General features: G+C 65.3%; 10 protein-coding genes. 5 read left to right on the forward strand and 5 right to left on the reverse strand.

Annotation, left to right across the window (positions count from 1 at the left end; all coding sequences use genetic code 11):
* Positions 1 to 648 carry a sterol desaturase family protein gene (locus tag OGR47_RS17145; protein ID WP_165052172.1) on the forward strand — a complete coding sequence of 216 codons (648 nt, stop codon included), beginning with the start codon at positions 1 to 3 and terminating at the stop codon, positions 646 to 648.
* A gap of 142 nt (positions 649 to 790) precedes the next feature.
* Positions 791 to 2,134, forward strand: coding sequence for a (Fe-S)-binding protein (locus OGR47_RS17150; RefSeq protein WP_165052170.1), 1,344 nt, complete (start codon positions 791 to 793; stop codon positions 2,132 to 2,134).
* Between the two features lie 367 nt (positions 2,135 to 2,501).
* On the opposite strand, the gene ligA is transcribed toward OGR47_RS17150, so the two are convergent.
* From ligA to OGR47_RS17165, 3 genes are all read right to left on the reverse strand, one after another.
* A complete protein-coding gene (gene ligA / locus OGR47_RS17155; protein ID WP_165052168.1) occupies positions 2,502 to 4,619 on the reverse strand; it encodes an NAD-dependent DNA ligase LigA in 2,118 nt (705 codons plus the stop codon).
* Between the two features lie 433 nt (positions 4,620 to 5,052).
* On the reverse strand, positions 5,053 to 5,649 hold the full coding sequence (locus OGR47_RS17160; RefSeq protein WP_165052166.1) for a 2-hydroxychromene-2-carboxylate isomerase: 597 nt from the start codon (positions 5,647 to 5,649) through the stop codon (positions 5,053 to 5,055).
* Positions 5,650 to 5,663: 14 nt separating this feature from the next.
* On the reverse strand, positions 5,664 to 8,534 hold the full coding sequence (locus tag OGR47_RS17165) for an EAL domain-containing protein (RefSeq protein ID WP_165052163.1): 2,871 nt from the start codon (positions 8,532 to 8,534) through the stop codon (positions 5,664 to 5,666).
* Positions 8,535 to 8,970: 436 nt separating this feature from the next.
* Between OGR47_RS17165 and ptsP the strand changes: the two genes are divergently transcribed.
* The 3 genes from ptsP to OGR47_RS17180 all read left to right on the forward strand — a co-directional run bounded on the left by ptsP (position 8,971) and on the right by OGR47_RS17180 (position 12,796).
* Complete coding sequence (ptsP, locus tag OGR47_RS17170; protein ID WP_165052161.1) at positions 8,971 to 11,235, forward strand: phosphoenolpyruvate--protein phosphotransferase; 2,265 nt, start codon at positions 8,971 to 8,973, stop codon at positions 11,233 to 11,235.
* Between the two features lie 51 nt (positions 11,236 to 11,286).
* Positions 11,287 to 12,357, forward strand: a complete 1,071-nt coding sequence (prfA, locus tag OGR47_RS17175) for a peptide chain release factor 1 (protein ID WP_165052159.1) — start codon at positions 11,287 to 11,289, stop codon at positions 12,355 to 12,357.
* A gap of 175 nt (positions 12,358 to 12,532) precedes the next feature.
* Entirely contained in the window at positions 12,533 to 12,796 is a 264-nt protein-coding gene (locus tag OGR47_RS17180; RefSeq protein ID WP_165052157.1) for a hypothetical protein, read from the forward strand.
* 57 nt (positions 12,797 to 12,853) lie between these two features.
* On the opposite strand, the gene OGR47_RS17185 is transcribed toward OGR47_RS17180, so the two are convergent.
* Complete coding sequence (locus tag OGR47_RS17185; RefSeq protein ID WP_165052155.1) at positions 12,854 to 13,174, reverse strand: cellulose-binding protein; 321 nt, start codon at positions 13,172 to 13,174, stop codon at positions 12,854 to 12,856.
* A 105-nt stretch (positions 13,175 to 13,279) separates the two neighbouring features.
* The gene (gene purH, locus OGR47_RS17190) at positions 13,280 to 14,872 is read right to left on the reverse strand and encodes a bifunctional phosphoribosylaminoimidazolecarboxamide formyltransferase/IMP cyclohydrolase (protein WP_165052153.1); all 1,593 of its coding nucleotides are present in this window, start codon (positions 14,870 to 14,872) and stop codon (positions 13,280 to 13,282) included.
* Between the last annotated feature and the right edge of the window lie 40 nt (positions 14,873 to 14,912).

Genomic DNA, 14,912 nt, shown 5'->3' on the forward strand with positions numbered 1-14,912 from the left:
ATGACGCAGGACACACGCACAGAAGCGCTGGACGCCTCGCCGCGCATTTTCGAGAACGACCTTCTCGACCGTTTCTCGCGCGTGCATCACCTCACGCCCGTGATCATCTACACGCCGATCATTCTGGGCCTGCTCTTCTATTCCTTGTCGCTGCAGGGCGCAGGGCTCGTTCTGCTCGGCCTCGTGATCGGCTATGTCGCCTGGACGCTGACCGAATATTTCGGCCACCGCTATCTCTTCCACACGGTGTTTCCGCTGCCTTTCGGCTTCGGACCGCGCTTCCAGTTCCTGATCCACGGCGTGCATCACATCTATCCGAGCGACCCGCTGCGGCTCGTCATGCCGCCGCTGCTCTCCGCGCCGATCATGCTCATCGCGCTGACGATCATCCGGCTGATCTTCGGCGCGACCTTCGCCTGGCCGGTGCTCGCAGGCTTCATGGCCGGCTATGTGGCCTATGACTGCGTGCATTACTGGACGCATCACGGCCAGCCGACCTCCGATTTCGGCAAATTGGTGAAGCGCCTGCATATGCTTCACCATTTCCGCGACGCCGAGAAGGGTTTCGGCGTGCATGCGATCTGGTGGGACTATGTCTTCGGCACGGCCTACCAGAAGGGCGAGACGCCGGGGACCAAGGCCGTTTGAGCCTTTGAATAACGCGCTTAGGGCCGTGTCATTCCCGGCGGGCTGACAGCCCGACCGGGAACCCAAAGCCAAAGTAACGCTTTTGTGAGTTTCCCCATCAGCGGCCCCGATTTTGCTTTTTGCTGCCGGAAATGGACCCGGCATGAAAACCTTTCTCGATTGGTCGGCTTACGACACCTACGGCATTGGCGACGCCTATTCGGGCATCCCGGCCACGGGCGGCAATTACGCCAAGGCTGTCGCTGTGTGCATGCACAGCCGCGATTGTCAGAAAGCCGGCAAGGGCGTCATGTGCCCGAGCTACCGCATCACCGGCGACCCCAAACATTCCACCGAAGCGCGCGTCGCGGCCTTCAAGGCCGCCCTCAACGACCCCGCCAATGAGCGCGCCTTCGCGGATCCGCGCCTCGCGGAAGCGATGGATTTGTGCGTCTCCTGCAAGGCCTGCAAGAAGGAATGCCCCAGCGCCGTCGATATGACGCTGATCAAGACGGAATATCTCGCCCAGCGCCACGCCATCACGGGGGTTCCGTTGCGCACGCGGCTCTTCGGCGGCGTGCCGGAATGGACCGGCCGGCATCGCGCTGTGCTGGGCTTCGCCATCCGCCTGCGCAATCGTTTCTCGGCGCTCGCCAAATTTGCGGAGAGACGGCTCGGGATCACGGCGCGCCGCCCGCTTCCGGAGCTGGCGGTGAAACCCTTTACTCCCGCCAAAGCGGCAAGCGCGGGCGCGCGCGGCGACGTCATTCTGTTCGTCGACACTTTCTGCCATCACTTCGACCCCGAGATCGCCGAGGCCGCCGTCGCGGTGCTGGAACACGCGGGCTACAGCGTGCGCTTCGCCAGACCCGCGCCGACCGACGCCGAGCCCAACCGGCCGCTCTGCTGCGGTCGCACCTATCTCACGACCGGCATGGCGGATAAGGCGAAGGGCGAAGCCAGCCGCGTTCTCGCCGCCTTCCGAGGCGCGATTGCGGCCAAGACGCCGATCATCGGGCTGGAGCCGTCCTGCCTTCTCTCCTTGCGCGACGAGCTTTACAGCCTGGGACTGGGGCCCGAGGTCGGCGATCTCGGCAAGCAGCTTTACCTCTTCGAGGAATTTCTGGCCCGCGAGCATCAAAACAACGGCCTGCGGCTGGAGCTGAAACCGCTGGATTTGCCCAAGGCGCTGCTGCACGGCCATTGCCACCAGAAAGCCTTCGGCGTGATGAAGGCGACGCGCAAGGTGTTGAGCTGGATACCGGGCTTTTCCTTCGAGGTGATCGACTCGAGCTGCTGCGGCATGGCGGGAAGCTTCGGCCTGGAGGCCGAGCATTACGAGGCCTCCATGGCGATGGCCGAGCAGTCGCTACTGCCGGCGGTGCGCGCCGCGTCGGAAGACACGCCGCTGATCGCCAACGGCTTCTCCTGCCGTCACCAGATCGAGCACGGCAGCGGCCGGAAAGCCCGGCACATCGCGCTGCTGCTGCGCGACGCGCTCGCGTGAGGCTTCTTCAACCCTCGGTCGGGACGTCATTCCCGACGCTTCGCGTCAGCGAAGTGATCGGGAATCCAGAGCCAAAGTAGCGGGCGTTGCCCTGGATTCCAGATCGGGCCTACGGCCCGTCTGGAATGACGGTCGCCATCGTGGCGTACCCCTTGCCCAGTCCCCTTGAGCACATCGCGCTTCTGCTACGCGATGCACTCGCGTGAGACTCTTCAACCCTCGGTGGGGACGTCATTCCCGACGCTTCGCGTCAGCGAAGTGATCGGGAATCCAGAGCCAGCATAGCGGAGGTTGCCCTGGATTCCAGATCGGGCCTACGGCCCGTCTGGAATGACACGGCCCCGGCCCAAGAGACTCATTAGGGCGACTACTCCTGCCCCGTCCGCTTGAACCACTCGTCTTCCGTAATCACCTCGATGCCGAGCTCCTGCGCCTTCGCGAGCTTCGAGCCGGCTCCGGGCCCCGCCACCACCAAGTCGGTTTTCTTGGACACGGACGCCGCGACCTTCGCGCCGAAGCGCTCGGCCTGGGCCTTGGCCTCGTCGCGGGTAAGGCGCTCCAGCGAGCCGGTGAAGACCACCGTCTTGCCGGCCACAGGCGAGGACGACGCGACCTGCGGCATCGGTTCGATCGTCACCTGCTCGAGCAGAGCGTCGAGCTCCTTCTCATTATGCGGCTCGGCAAAAAAGTCGTGCAAAGCCTCGGCGACCACCGGGCCGATGCCGTCGATGCAATCGATGCGGGCGCGCGCCTCCGTGCCGGGCACAGCGTCGCGCGCCGTCTCGCGCAGAGATGCAAAATCGCCGAAGTGTCGGGCGAGGCGGCGCGCATTGGTCTCGCCCACATGGCGGATGCCCAACGCAAAGAGGAAACGATTGATCGGGATGACCCGCCGCGCCTCGATGGCCGCGAAGAGATTGCGCACCGAGGTCTCGCCGAAGCCCTCGCGATTCTTGATCCTGGTGAGGCTCTTTCGATCGCGCTCTTCGAGCGTGAAAATATCCGAGGGCGTTTTGATCAGGCCTTCGGCGAAGAAATATTCGATCTGCTTGTCGCCCAGCCCCTCGATGTCGAAGGCGTTGCGCGAGGCGAAATGTTTCAGCCGCTCGACCGCCTGCGCCGGACAGACCAGCGAGCCCGTGCAGCGGCGCACGACATCCGCCTCGCCGGTCTTTTCATCGATCTCACGCAGCGCCGCCGAGCCGCAGCGCGGGCAGACTTGCGGGAATTCGTAAGGCTTCGCGCCATGCGGGCGTTTGTCAGCCACTACCTCTACGATCTGCGGGATGACGTCGCCGGCGCGCTGCACGATGACCGTGTCGCCGATGCGGATGTCCTTGCGGGCGATCTCATCCTCGTTGTGGAGCGTGGCGTTCGACACGACGACGCCGCCGACTGTCACCGGCTCCAGCCGCGCGACGGGCGTCAGCGCGCCGGTGCGGCCCACATTTATCTCGATGTCGCGCAGAATGGTCGTCGCGCGCTCGGCCGGGAATTTATGCGCCACCGCCCAGCGCGGCGCCCGAGAGACAAAGCCGAGCCGCTCCTGCAGCGCAATGTCGTCGACCTTGTAGACGACGCCGTCGATGTCATAGCCGAGCGTGGCGCGATCCGCTTCGATCGCGTGATAATGCGCCACCATCTCCTCGACGCTGTCGCAAAGCCGGGTGCGCGGATTGATCTTCAGCCCATAGGCGTTGAAGGCCTGCAGCACGCCCCATTGCGTTCTGGCCGGCAAGGCGCTCACCTCACCCCAGCCGTAAGCGAAGAAATGCAACGGCCGTTCGGCGGTGATCCGCGAATCGAGCTGGCGCAGCGAGCCTGCCGCCGCATTGCGGGGATTGGCGAAGATCTGCTTGCCCGCCGCTCTCTGGCGCTCGTTGAGCGCGGCAAAGGCCGCATGCGTCATATAGACTTCGCCGCGCACCTCCAGCACCTCTGGCGCGCCGTCGTGCAGGCGCTGCGGCACTTCCTTCAAGGTGCGGATATTGGCCGTGACGTCCTCGCCCTCATAGCCGTCGCCACGCGTCGCCGCCTGCACCAGATGGCCGCGCTCGTAACGCAGCGAGCAGGAGAGGCCGTCGATTTTCGGCTCGGCGGTGCAGGTGATGGGCGACGTCTCGGAGAGGCCGAGAAAGCGACGCACGCGCGCGACGAAGTCGCGGACCTCCTCATCCGAAAACACATTGCCGAGCGAGAGCATCGGCACGGCGTGCTTCACTTTCGCAAATTTTTCGCTGGGCTTGGCGCCGACTTTTTTCGTCAGCGACTCCTCAGAGACGAGCTCGGGAAAGGCTTTTTCCAGCGCTTCGTAGCGGCGGCGCGCCGCGTCATAGTCGGCGTCGGGAACGAGCGGCGCGTCTTCCTGATAATAAGCGCGGTCATAGCGGGCGATGTCTTCGCCGAGGCTCGCATGTTCGGCGCGCGCCTGCGCGAGCGACAGTTCTTCAACGGGCAGGGAATGCGTGGCAGGCTTTTTTGTCATGTCGCAATGCGGGCCTACAGCCGTCATTGCGAGGAGGCGAAGCCGACGAAGCAATCCACAACCGCATTACGGCTCTGGATTGCTTCGCTTCGCTCGCAATGACGGGGAAATACGAAGCGGTGCAACCTACCGCGTTCGGGGCGGCGGCGCGAGGGGCTCTGCCGCGAGAGCAAATCGGGTTAACGGCAATCTTTCCGAGCCTTCATGGCCGGGCTTGTCCCGGCCACCCACGCCCAGGCGCACAACCCAACAAGACGCGTTATCACTATGGATAGATGCAGGGCTTTGGAGGCTCCAACTCCGAAGAGATGTATGCCCAGCTTGAGCTGTCATTTGCGTGGCGTGGGTGGCCGGGACAAGCCCCGCCATGACGCGGGCAGCGACATGAAGGTGTCACTCTGGGCGTTACCCGCTCACGACCCTCGACGAGCGCTCATCCGGCAGCCGCCATCTCCAGCGCCTGATCCAAGCGGTCGCCGCCCCAAAATAGCTCATCCTTCACGAAGAAGCTGGGCGCGCCGAAAACGCCCCGGCGGATGGCCTCGTCCGTATTCGCCCTCAGCCGAACCTTGATGTCGTCCTCTGTCCCGCGCCGAAGCAGTTCTTCCGCCTCAAAGGAAAGACTGCGCAGCGCTTCTTCGAGGACTGCCGGGTCGCTTATGTCGCGGTCCTGCGCGAAATTCGCGCGGTAAACCGCCCGAGCGAAGGGGGCCAAACGGTCCGTCCCTTCGAGAGCGACCGCCACGCGCGCCGCCAGAAGACCGCTGCGCGGGAAAACGCTCGGACGCCGCCAAGCGATCCCTTTTCTCTCGCAGAGCCGCTCCATGTCGCGCCACATATAGGCGCCCTTGGCCGGATAGAGATTAAAAGGCGAGTCCGACCAACCCTGGCCGGCAAAAATCGGCCCCAACAGGAACGGTCGCCAAATCACCTCGACATTAGCCGCCCGGGCTTTTTCCTCGATCTCCTCCGCCGCGAGATACGAGTAGGTGCTCGCGAATTCGAACCAGAACTCCAGCCGCGCCGCCATAGGCCTCTCCGATGCTACGCCGCCTCCGGCGCTGCGCCCACGAGACGGCGGGCTTCCTGCGCGCTGATCGGGCGCCCAAAGGCGTAGCCCTGCGCATAGCCGCAGCCGAGCTGATAAAGTTCGATCGCGTCGGCCTCGGTCTCCGCGCCCTCCGCGACGACATCCATGCCGAGATCATGCGCCAGCGCGATGATCGAGCGGAGGATGACGGGGCGCGCGCCCTTGCCGCTCTGTTTGACGAAGGAGCGGTCGATCTTGATCGTATCGAAGGGGAAGCGCTGCAGATAAGAGAGCGACGAATAGCCCGTGCCGAAATCGTCGAGCGACAGCCCTGCCCCGAGCTCCTTGATGCGCGCCAGCATTTGCGCGGCATATTCGGGGTTCTCCATCACCAAGCTCTCGGTGAGCTCCAGCTTCAGGCTGCCCTTCACAATGTCGTGATGCATCAGCACGCTTTTGACGTCGCGCAGGAGATCGTGACGCAGAAGCTGGCGCGAGGAGACGTTCACCGAAGCGAAGATCGGCGGATCGACCGCCAGCGCGCGCTGCCAGGCGGCAAGCTCGCGCGCCGTGCGCTCCAGGGCGAGCAGGCCCATGTCGATGATGAGGCCGGTCTGCTCGGCGATCGGTATGAATTGGCCGGGCTCCAGGCGGCCGAGGCGCGGATGGTCCCAGCGCAGCAGCGCCTCGAAACCGGCGATGGTGCGGTCTTCCAGCCGCACGATCGGCTGAAAGAAGACCTTCACCTCGCCGCGCTCCAACGCGCGGCGCATATCGGCTTCGAGCGTCAGACGGTCGGAGCGTTGCGCGCGCATAGAGGGACGGAAAACCTCGATGCGATTGCCGCCCGTGCGCTTGGCGTGCCGCATGGCGATCTCGGCGTCCTCCAGCATGTCGTCGGCGCCGGGGTGAATTTGCTGGTCGTAGAGCGCGATGCCGATGGAGGCGAAAAGCGCGATCTCGCGATCCGTGAAACGCACCGGCGTCGCCAGCGAGCGGCGCACCGAGTCGGCGAGCGTAATCACATGGTCGGCGTGCGTCTCGGAGGCGAGGATGATCGCGAATGCGTCGCCATGCAGCCGCGCCAGCGTGTCCTGCGGCTGCAGCAGGCGCGTGAGGCGATGCGCGACGGTGAGCAGGATGCTGTCGCCCATGGCGATGCCGACCTGCTCGTTGATCTGCTTGAAGCGGTCGATGTCGATGACGAGCACCGTCGGGCGCACGTCCTTCTCCATGCGCGCGAACACCAGCGCCGCTTCGAGACGGTCGAAGAACAGCTCGCGATTGGGCAGGCCGGTCAGATTGTCGTGCACCGCGTCGTGCAGCAGGCGCTCCTGGGCGTTGCGCTCATCGGTGACGTCGGTCAGCGTGCCGACGACGCGAATGACTTCGCCATCCGGCCCGACCACGGGCCGCGCCCGCAGCCGATAGGCAAGATAATGGCCGTCGGCGCCGCGCAGGCGGAACTCCTGATTGATGCGGCCCCGGCGCTGCTCCAGCAGCGCGTCGAGGCAGGCGCGGTAGCGGTCCTGCTCAAAGGGGTGCAGAAGGTCGAGCCAGGAAGAGGCGGCGCCCTCCAGACCGCCGCGGTCGAGGCCAAGCGCGGCCTCCGCCTCGGGGCTGACGTAAATATGGTCGGACGGCACGTCCCAATCGAAGACGATTTCATTGGCGCCGGTCATCGCCAGCGCCTTGCGCTCGACGTCGCTGATGGCGCCATGGGAGAGTCCGCCTGTGGCAAAGGCGTTTTGCATCACCGTGAAGCCGATGAGCATGACGATGAGCACGAGGCCGCCGACAAGCGCGGGCGACACGAGGTCGTTCGTCATCCAGCCGGCGACGGCGAAGCCCGCCGTCGCCACCCAGACGACGAGCAGGAACCAGGTGGGGATCAGCATGATGGCGCGGTCGAAACCGTGCGAGGCGAGATAAAGCACCAGCACGAAGCCGACGACCGCGACGGTCGCCAGAGAGATGCGCGCGACGCCTGCCGCCACGGGGGCGTCGAAGACGGCGAGCCCGGCGAGATCGAGCAGAATCAGCAGCCACAGCGCCGCGACATGCCAGGCGCGCACATGCCAGCGATTGAGATTGAGATAGGCGAACAGAAAGACGACCAGCGTCGCCGACAGCACGGTCTCGGCGCCGGCGCGCCAGATGCGGTCGGCATTGGCGTCCGAGCCGAAAATCTTGTCCCAGAAGCCGAAGTCGATGCAGACATAGGCCAGCACGGCCCAGGCGAGCGCCGCCGCCGCCGGGAAAATGACGGCCCCCTTCACCACGAAGACGATGGTGAGGAAGAGCGCCAGCAGGCCGGCGATGCCGATGACGATGCCCTTGTAGAGCGTCAGGCTCGTCACCTTGTCCTTATAGGCGTCGGGCTCCCACAAATAGAGCTGCGGCAGGTTGGGCGTGCGCAGCTCCGCCACATAAGTGACGGTCGTGCCCGGATCGAGCGTCAGGCGGAAGACGTCGGCGTCGGCGGAATCTTCGGCCTCCGGCGGGAAGCCCTGGCTCGCGGTGATCGCGGAAATGCGCGTCGAGCCGAGATCGGGCCAGATGACGCCGGAGCCCTGCAGGCGAAAGTGCGGCGCAACAATCAGGCGCTCGATCTGCTCGTCCGTGTCGTTCGTAAGGGCGAAGACGATCCAGTTCGGGCGGCTGCCAGCCTCCCTGGCGCCCACTTCGATGCGGCGCACAATGCCATCCGAGCCCGGCGCGGTGGAAACTTGCAGGCGGTCGCTTTGCGAATAATGCTTTTCCACCACATGGGTCAGGTCAATCGCCCGCGCGCCCTGCGGCACGCGCACCGATTCGACTGAAAACGCGGCGGTCGTCGAGACCAGGAACCCAAAGAGGGCGATCAGAATCGTTTGGAGACGCACATTCACTTCTCGGCTGTGGAGCCTGTCGCTCGAAGGGGCGGTTCGCTATGCTCGGATCGCGGCCACGGCGAGACGATTGCGCGGCCGAAACTTGCAACTCGCCGCCATCCCGCCTACTGGAAGCCAGAATATTGGACGCCACGCAACTCAGTCCGCGATGCGCCTCCGGGCGAGGCCGGCGCCGCGCCGAGCGGCTTGAGAAGCCCGAAAAATCAGTAGAGCCTTCGGCTCTCGTCCGCAAGTCGATTCAAGCTTGCCGAAAATGCGGTATGGTCTTTGCGAGGGAAATTCGGCTGCGCTTGCGGACGGCGGAAGCCGTAAATATACGCTTGAGGATGTCAGCAGCGCGGCGCGCGCGGATCTCCGACAAAGGTGAACGGCAGTTTTTCGCGACGCTCCGGCCGCGGGCGGCGCGCTGTGGATAGGAATGGAACGGATGCGTAGCGCCCTTGGCGGCCCCCGCCTTTTGCTGCGCCGACTGCGCGAGATCAGCGCGGAGTCGGTGAGCGCGCAGGCGCGTCTCGACAAAATCGTTGTGCAGATTGCCGCGAATATGGTCGCCGAGGTCTGTTCCGTCTATGTGCTGCGGGCGGACCAGCGGCTGGAGCTCTATGCGACCGAAGGCTTGAACCGCGAGGCGGTCCACCAGACGACCATGCATGCGGGCGAGGGCCTCGTCGGCCTTATTGCCAGGAGTGCGGAGCCGCTCGCCCTCTCCGAGGCGCAGGACCACCCCGCCTTCGCCTATAAGCCGGAGACGGGCGAAGAAGCCTATCACTCCTTCCTCGGCGTGCCGATCCTGCGCGGCGGATCGACGCTCGGCGTCCTCGTCGTCCAGAACAAGGTCCGCAGGGTTTATTCCGAGGAGGAGGTCGAGGCGCTCCAGACGACCGCGATGCTGCTCGCCGAGCTCATCGCCTCGGGCGAGCTGCAGGCGATCCAGGACCCGCGCGACCTCGCGCTGTATCGCCCGGCCTCGCTGCGAGGCGCCCCCATGTGCGAGGGCGTCGGGCTCGGCCATGTGCTGCTGCACGAGCCGCGCGTCGTCGTGAAGCAGCTCGTCGCGGAAGATCTTTCGCGCGAATTGAGCAGGCTGGAGCAGGCAGTCGACGCCATGCGCGCCTCGATCGACGAGCTCGTCGCCCATGGCGACCGCATGGGCGCCGGCGAGCACCGCGACGTGTTGGAGACCGTCCGCATGGTCGCCTATGACCAGGGCTGGGTGCGTCGCCTGCGCGAGGCGGTGAAATCCGGCCTGACGGCGGAAGCGGCGGTGGAGCGCGTGCAGAACGACGCCCGCGCCCGCATGCAGCGCCAGACCGATCCCTATCTGCGCGATAGGCTGCACGATCTCGACGACATCGCCAACCGCCTGCTGCACCAGCTGACCGGCCAGAGCTATGTCGCCGACCGGGAGAGCGTGCCGGACAACGCCATCATCGTCGCCCGCACCATGGGGCCGGCGGCGCTGCTCGATTACGACCGGGCGCGGCTGCGCGGCCTCGTTCTGGAGGAAGGCGGCCCGTCGAGCCATGTCGCCATCGTGGCGCGCGCGCTCGGCGTCGCGACCGTGGGCCTCGTGCGGGGGATCATCGACCTCGCCGAGACGGGCGATCCGATCATCGTCGACGGTTCGACCGGCGAGGTGCATGTGCGTCCGCAGCCGGACGTGCAGAACGCCTACGCCGAAAAGGCGCGGCTGCGCGCGAGGCGCCAGGAGCAATACGCCAAGCTGCGCGACGTGCCGGCGATCAGCAAGGACGGCGTCGAGATCGCGCTGCATATGAACGCCGGCCTCGCCATCGACGTGCCGCATGTCCACGACACAGGCGCGCAATCGATCGGGCTGTTTCGCACGGAATTGCAATTCATGCTCGCGTCGCGCTTCCCGCGGATGGACGAGCAGTATCGCTTTTACAAAGGCGTGCTCGACGCCGTGCCAAATCGCCCGGTGACGTTCCGCACGCTCGACATCGGCTCCGACAAGGTCCTTCCCTATATGGCGAAGATCGAGGAGGAGAACCCGGCGCTCGGCTGGCGCGCGATCCGAATCGGTCTCGACCGCCCGGGCCTCTTGCGCATGCAGCTGCGCGCCATGCTCAAGGCCGGCGCCGGACGAGATTTGCGCATCATGTTCCCGATGATCGCGAACGTCTCGGAATTCGAGGCGGCGAAAGCCATTGCGCTACGCGAGTTGGAGCATTTGCGCCGCCATCGCTATCCCGAGCCCCGCACGCTCAAGCTCGGCGCCATGGTGGAGGTGCCCTCGCTCCTCTGGGAGCTCGACCTCATCGCCGCGCGCGCGGATTTTCTGTCGGTCGGCTCGAACGATCTCGTGCAGTATATGTACGCCGCCGACCGCGATAATACGCGCGTCTCGAAGCGTTACGACAACCTCTCCGCGCCGGTGCTGCGTGCGCTGGAGCGCGTCGCCGACGCCGGCCGGCGCGCTGGAACGCCGGTGACGCTCTGCGGCGAGATGGGCGGACGTCCGCTCGAGGCGCTGGCGCTGATCGCCATTGGTTATCGCTCGCTTTCCATGGCGCCGGCGGCCATCGGCCCGGTAAAGTCGACGATCCTCAGCCTCGATGTCGACGAGGCGCAGGTTTATCTCGCGACCCTGCTCGCCTCCGACGACGGCGCGCCCTCCGTGCGCGAGAAGCTGCGCGACTATGCCGTCGCGCGCGGCGTGCCGCTGTAGCGGCGCGCGTCGCCTTTACTTGACGATTCCACTCCGACACCGAAATTCGCAATGTTCGCACAAGACAAGCTCGATCTCATTCTGCGCCGCTATGAGGAGATCGGCGAAAAGCTTTCCAGCGGCGCCGACGGACAGGCCTTTGTCGCGCTCTCGCGCGAGCGTGCGACGCTCGACGAGGTGGTCGAGGCGATCCGCGCCTATCGCGCCGCCGAACGCGAGGCGAATGATCTTGCGGCGATGCTCGCAGACGCGTCGCTCGACGCCGACATGCGCGCGCTCGCCGAGGCGGAAGTGGATGAGGCGCGCGAGAGACTCGCAGCCGCCGAGCAAACGCTGCAATTCGCCTTGCTGCCGAAGGACGAAGCCGATGAAAAGGGCGTCATCCTCGAAGTGCGCGCCGGCACGGGCGGCGACGAGGCCGCGCTTTTCGCAGGCGATCTCTTCCGCGCCTATCAGAAATTCGCCGCGCTGAAAGGCTGGCGCGTGGAGCTTATTTCGGAGAGCCCGGGCGCGCTCGGCGGCTTCAAGGAAATTGTCGCCGAGATCACGGGCCGCGGCGTCTATGGAAGGCTGAAATTTGAATCCGGCGTGCATCGCGTGCAGCGCGTGCCGGAGACGGAAACGCAGGGCCGCATTCATACCTCCGCCGCCACGGTCGCCGTGCTGCCACAGGCGGAGGAGGTCGATCTCGACATCGACGAGAGGGATTTGCAGATCGACACGATGCGCGCGCAAGGCGCCGGCGGCCAGCACGTCAACAAGACGGAATCCGCCATTCGCATCACGCATATCCCGTCCGGCATCGTCGTGATGATGCAGGAGGAGCGTTCGCAGCACCGCAACAGAGCGAAGGCGATGAACGTGCTACGCTCGCGCCTCTACGACGCCGAGCGGCAGCGGCTCGACAAGGAGCGCTCCGACGACCGCAAGGCGCAAGTCGGCTCAGGCGACCGCTCGGAGAGAATTCGCACTTATAACTTTCCGCAAGGGCGCGTCACGGACCATCGCATCAATCTAACGCTGTACAAGCTCGATCGCGTGATGGAAGGCGAATTCGACGAAATATTCGACGCGCTGACCACGGACCATCAGCAAAAGCTCCTCGCGCAAAGCGAGGCGTGACTTCATGGACCGCGAGCCTTCGGGCTCGCATGCTGCTGAGCGAGCCTGAAGGCTCGCGGTCCAGGCGTGCGCCGGCTGAATTTTGTCATGTGCGAGGACGCACGGCGCCCAAGCGCGAAGCCGTCTAGTCTCTCTCCATTCGCAGCGAGACTGCGAAAACAAAGAGGAGAGCGTCATGTTCAAATCAAAGAAATCCCTCGCCGCCGCGATCGCCGCCACTGTCGTCGCCGGCTCGATCGCCAGCGCCACGCCGGCCTCGGCTTATTACTGGCATCACCACGGCTATGGCTGGGGCCCCTATGCGGCCGGCGCGGCGGGCGCGGTTGCTCTTGGCCTCGTTGCCGGCGCCCTTGCGGAGAGCGAGAGCTGCTATTATGAGAGCCGCCCGGTTTATCGTCACGGCTATTTCGTCGGCTACCGTCAGGTTCAGGTGTGCTGAGCTCGGCGTATGAGGAAAGCGACAAGGGCCGGCGGGCGCCGGCCCGGATCGCCGCGATTACCACCAGTTGTCGAAGATCGTGCCCATCTCGGTGAAGCGCGTCGGATCGTTTCTACGAAAATCCTGTTGCTCGAGAAAATAATTGTCGTTGGCGTGCGCGTTCGGCTGCAGATTGCCGGTGGCCGGGTCGCCTGCTCCGTCGTTGAGCCAGTCCAGGTTCGACGTCAGCTCCTTGGGCAGCGGAATCGGAAAGTCGTTGCTTTCGACGACGGCAGGCGGCGGCGCGGGCGCCCGCTTGCGCGATTTCGCCAGCGCGTCCCCAGACAGGAACACGCCGGCCAGGGCAAAACAAAGTGACAGGGTCAAAGCGCGACGCATACGCGAACTCCGGAAAGATTTGCGGAGCGCCACCCTAACGCGCGTCCCGCTCGCACGGAATCGCGCGAGCGCCAAGAATTCGCGCCATCCTTTACGGAATGCGAACTAGTGCCGGAAGTGGCGCACGCCGGTGAACACCATGGCGATGCCCTTCTCGTCGGCGGCGGCGATGACATCCTTGTCATTGACCGAGCCGCCCGGCTGAATGGCCGCCGTCGCGCCAGCCGCCACCGCCGCGAGCAACCCGTCCGGGAAGGGGAAGAATGCGTCCGAGGCGACGACCGCGCCTTTCGCCAAGCTCTCGGCGAGCCCCGCCGCCTGCGCCGCCTCGCCGGCCTTATGCGCGGCGATGCGCGAGCTGTCGACGCGCGACATCTGCCCCGCGCCAATGCCGACCGTGGCAAGATCCCGCGCATACACAATGGCGTTGGACTTCACATGCTTAACGACGCGGTAGGCAAATTTCAGATCGGCGAGTTCCTTTTCGCTCGGCGCGCGCTTGGTGACGACCTTCACATCCATGTCGTCGACCACGGCGTTGTCGCGCGACTGCGCCAAAAAGCCGCCCGCGACGCTGCGGAAGGCGAGACCGCGCGCGCGGGGATCGGGCAGTCCGCCCGTCAGCAGCAGCCGCAGATTCTTCTTCGCCGCGACGATCTCGATCGCCTCCTGCTCAGCGTCGGGAGCGATGATCACTTCGGTGAAGATCTTCACGATCTCGCGCGCCGCCTGCGCATCGAGCTTGCGGTTCAGGGCGACAATGCCGCCATAGGCCGAAGTAGGATCGCAGCGCAGCGCCTTCACATAGGCGTCTTCGAGCGAAGCGCCCTCCGCGACGCCGCAAGGATTGGCGTGCTTCACGATGACGACGGCGGCCGTGCGCGCAGGATCGAATTCCGCGACGCATTCGAAGGCGGCGTCGGTGTCGTTGATGTTGTTGTAGGAGAGCTGCTTGCCCTGAACCTGCCGCGCCGTCGCGACGCCGGGCCGAGCTTCGCCGGTGAGATAAAAGCCCGCCGACTGGTGCGGGTTCTCGCCATAGCGCATGGGCTCGGAGAGCTTGCCGCCAAAGGCGCGAACCGGCGGCGAAGCCTCGCCGAGTTCTTGCGCCAGCCAGTTGGAGATCGCCGCGTCATAGGCGGCCGTGCGAGCAAAGGCCTTTTGCGCAAGGCGCCGGCGCGTCGCGCGGGTCGTCGCGCCTTCGGTCGCCTTCAACTCTTCCACCATGGCGGCGTAGTCGGCGGGATCGACCACAACGGCGACGTCGTCGTGATTCTTGGAGGCCGCGCGGATCATCGCCGGCCCGCCGATGTCGATGTTCTCGACGCATTCCTCGAAAGGCGCGCCTTTGGCGAGCGTCGCTTCAAAGGGATAGAGATTGACGACGAGAAGATCGATCGGGCGGATGTCATGCGCAAGCATGGCCGCCTCATGCTCGGGATTCTCGCGTATCGCGAGCAACCCGCCATGGACCTTGGGATGCAGCGTCTTGAGCCGCCCGTCCATCATCTCGGGAAAATGGGTGAGGTCGGAAATATCCTTCACCGCAAGGCCCGCGTCCGCCAACGCCTTGCGCGTGCCGCCGGTGGAGACAAGCTCGACCCCATGGCCCGCGAGGGCGCGCGCGAATTCGACGAGGCCCGTCTTGTCGGAGACGGAGAGAAGCGCGCGCGCGACTTTACGCTGATCGACCGGCATGGGATGGATGTCCTTCCTAAAGGGAATTTACGCCGCGCTT

The organism is Methylocystis sp. MJC1 (assembly GCF_026427715.1).
Classification (GTDB): Bacteria; Pseudomonadota; Alphaproteobacteria; order Rhizobiales; family Beijerinckiaceae; genus Methylocystis.

Excerpts from the sequence above, each read along its gene's own strand:
- OGR47_RS17145 (WP_165052172.1), top strand. The coding sequence starts at position 1 with ATGACGCAGGACACACGCACAGAAGCGCTGGACGCCTCGCCGCGCATT.
- OGR47_RS17150 (WP_165052170.1), top strand. The coding sequence starts at position 791 with ATGAAAACCTTTCTCGATTGGTCGGCTTACGACACCTACGGCATTGGC.
- ligA (WP_165052168.1), bottom strand. The coding sequence starts at position 4,619 with ATGACAAAAAAGCCTGCCACGCATTCCCTGCCCGTTGAAGAACTGTCG.
- OGR47_RS17160 (WP_165052166.1), bottom strand. The coding sequence starts at position 5,649 with ATGGCGGCGCGGCTGGAGTTCTGGTTCGAATTCGCGAGCACCTACTCG.
- ptsP (WP_165052161.1), top strand. The coding sequence starts at position 8,971 with ATGCGTAGCGCCCTTGGCGGCCCCCGCCTTTTGCTGCGCCGACTGCGC.
- prfA (WP_165052159.1), top strand. The coding sequence starts at position 11,287 with ATGTTCGCACAAGACAAGCTCGATCTCATTCTGCGCCGCTATGAGGAG.
- OGR47_RS17180 (WP_165052157.1), top strand. The coding sequence starts at position 12,533 with ATGTTCAAATCAAAGAAATCCCTCGCCGCCGCGATCGCCGCCACTGTC.
- OGR47_RS17185 (WP_165052155.1), bottom strand. The coding sequence starts at position 13,174 with ATGCGTCGCGCTTTGACCCTGTCACTTTGTTTTGCCCTGGCCGGCGTG.
- purH (WP_165052153.1), bottom strand. The coding sequence starts at position 14,872 with ATGCCGGTCGATCAGCGTAAAGTCGCGCGCGCGCTTCTCTCCGTCTCC.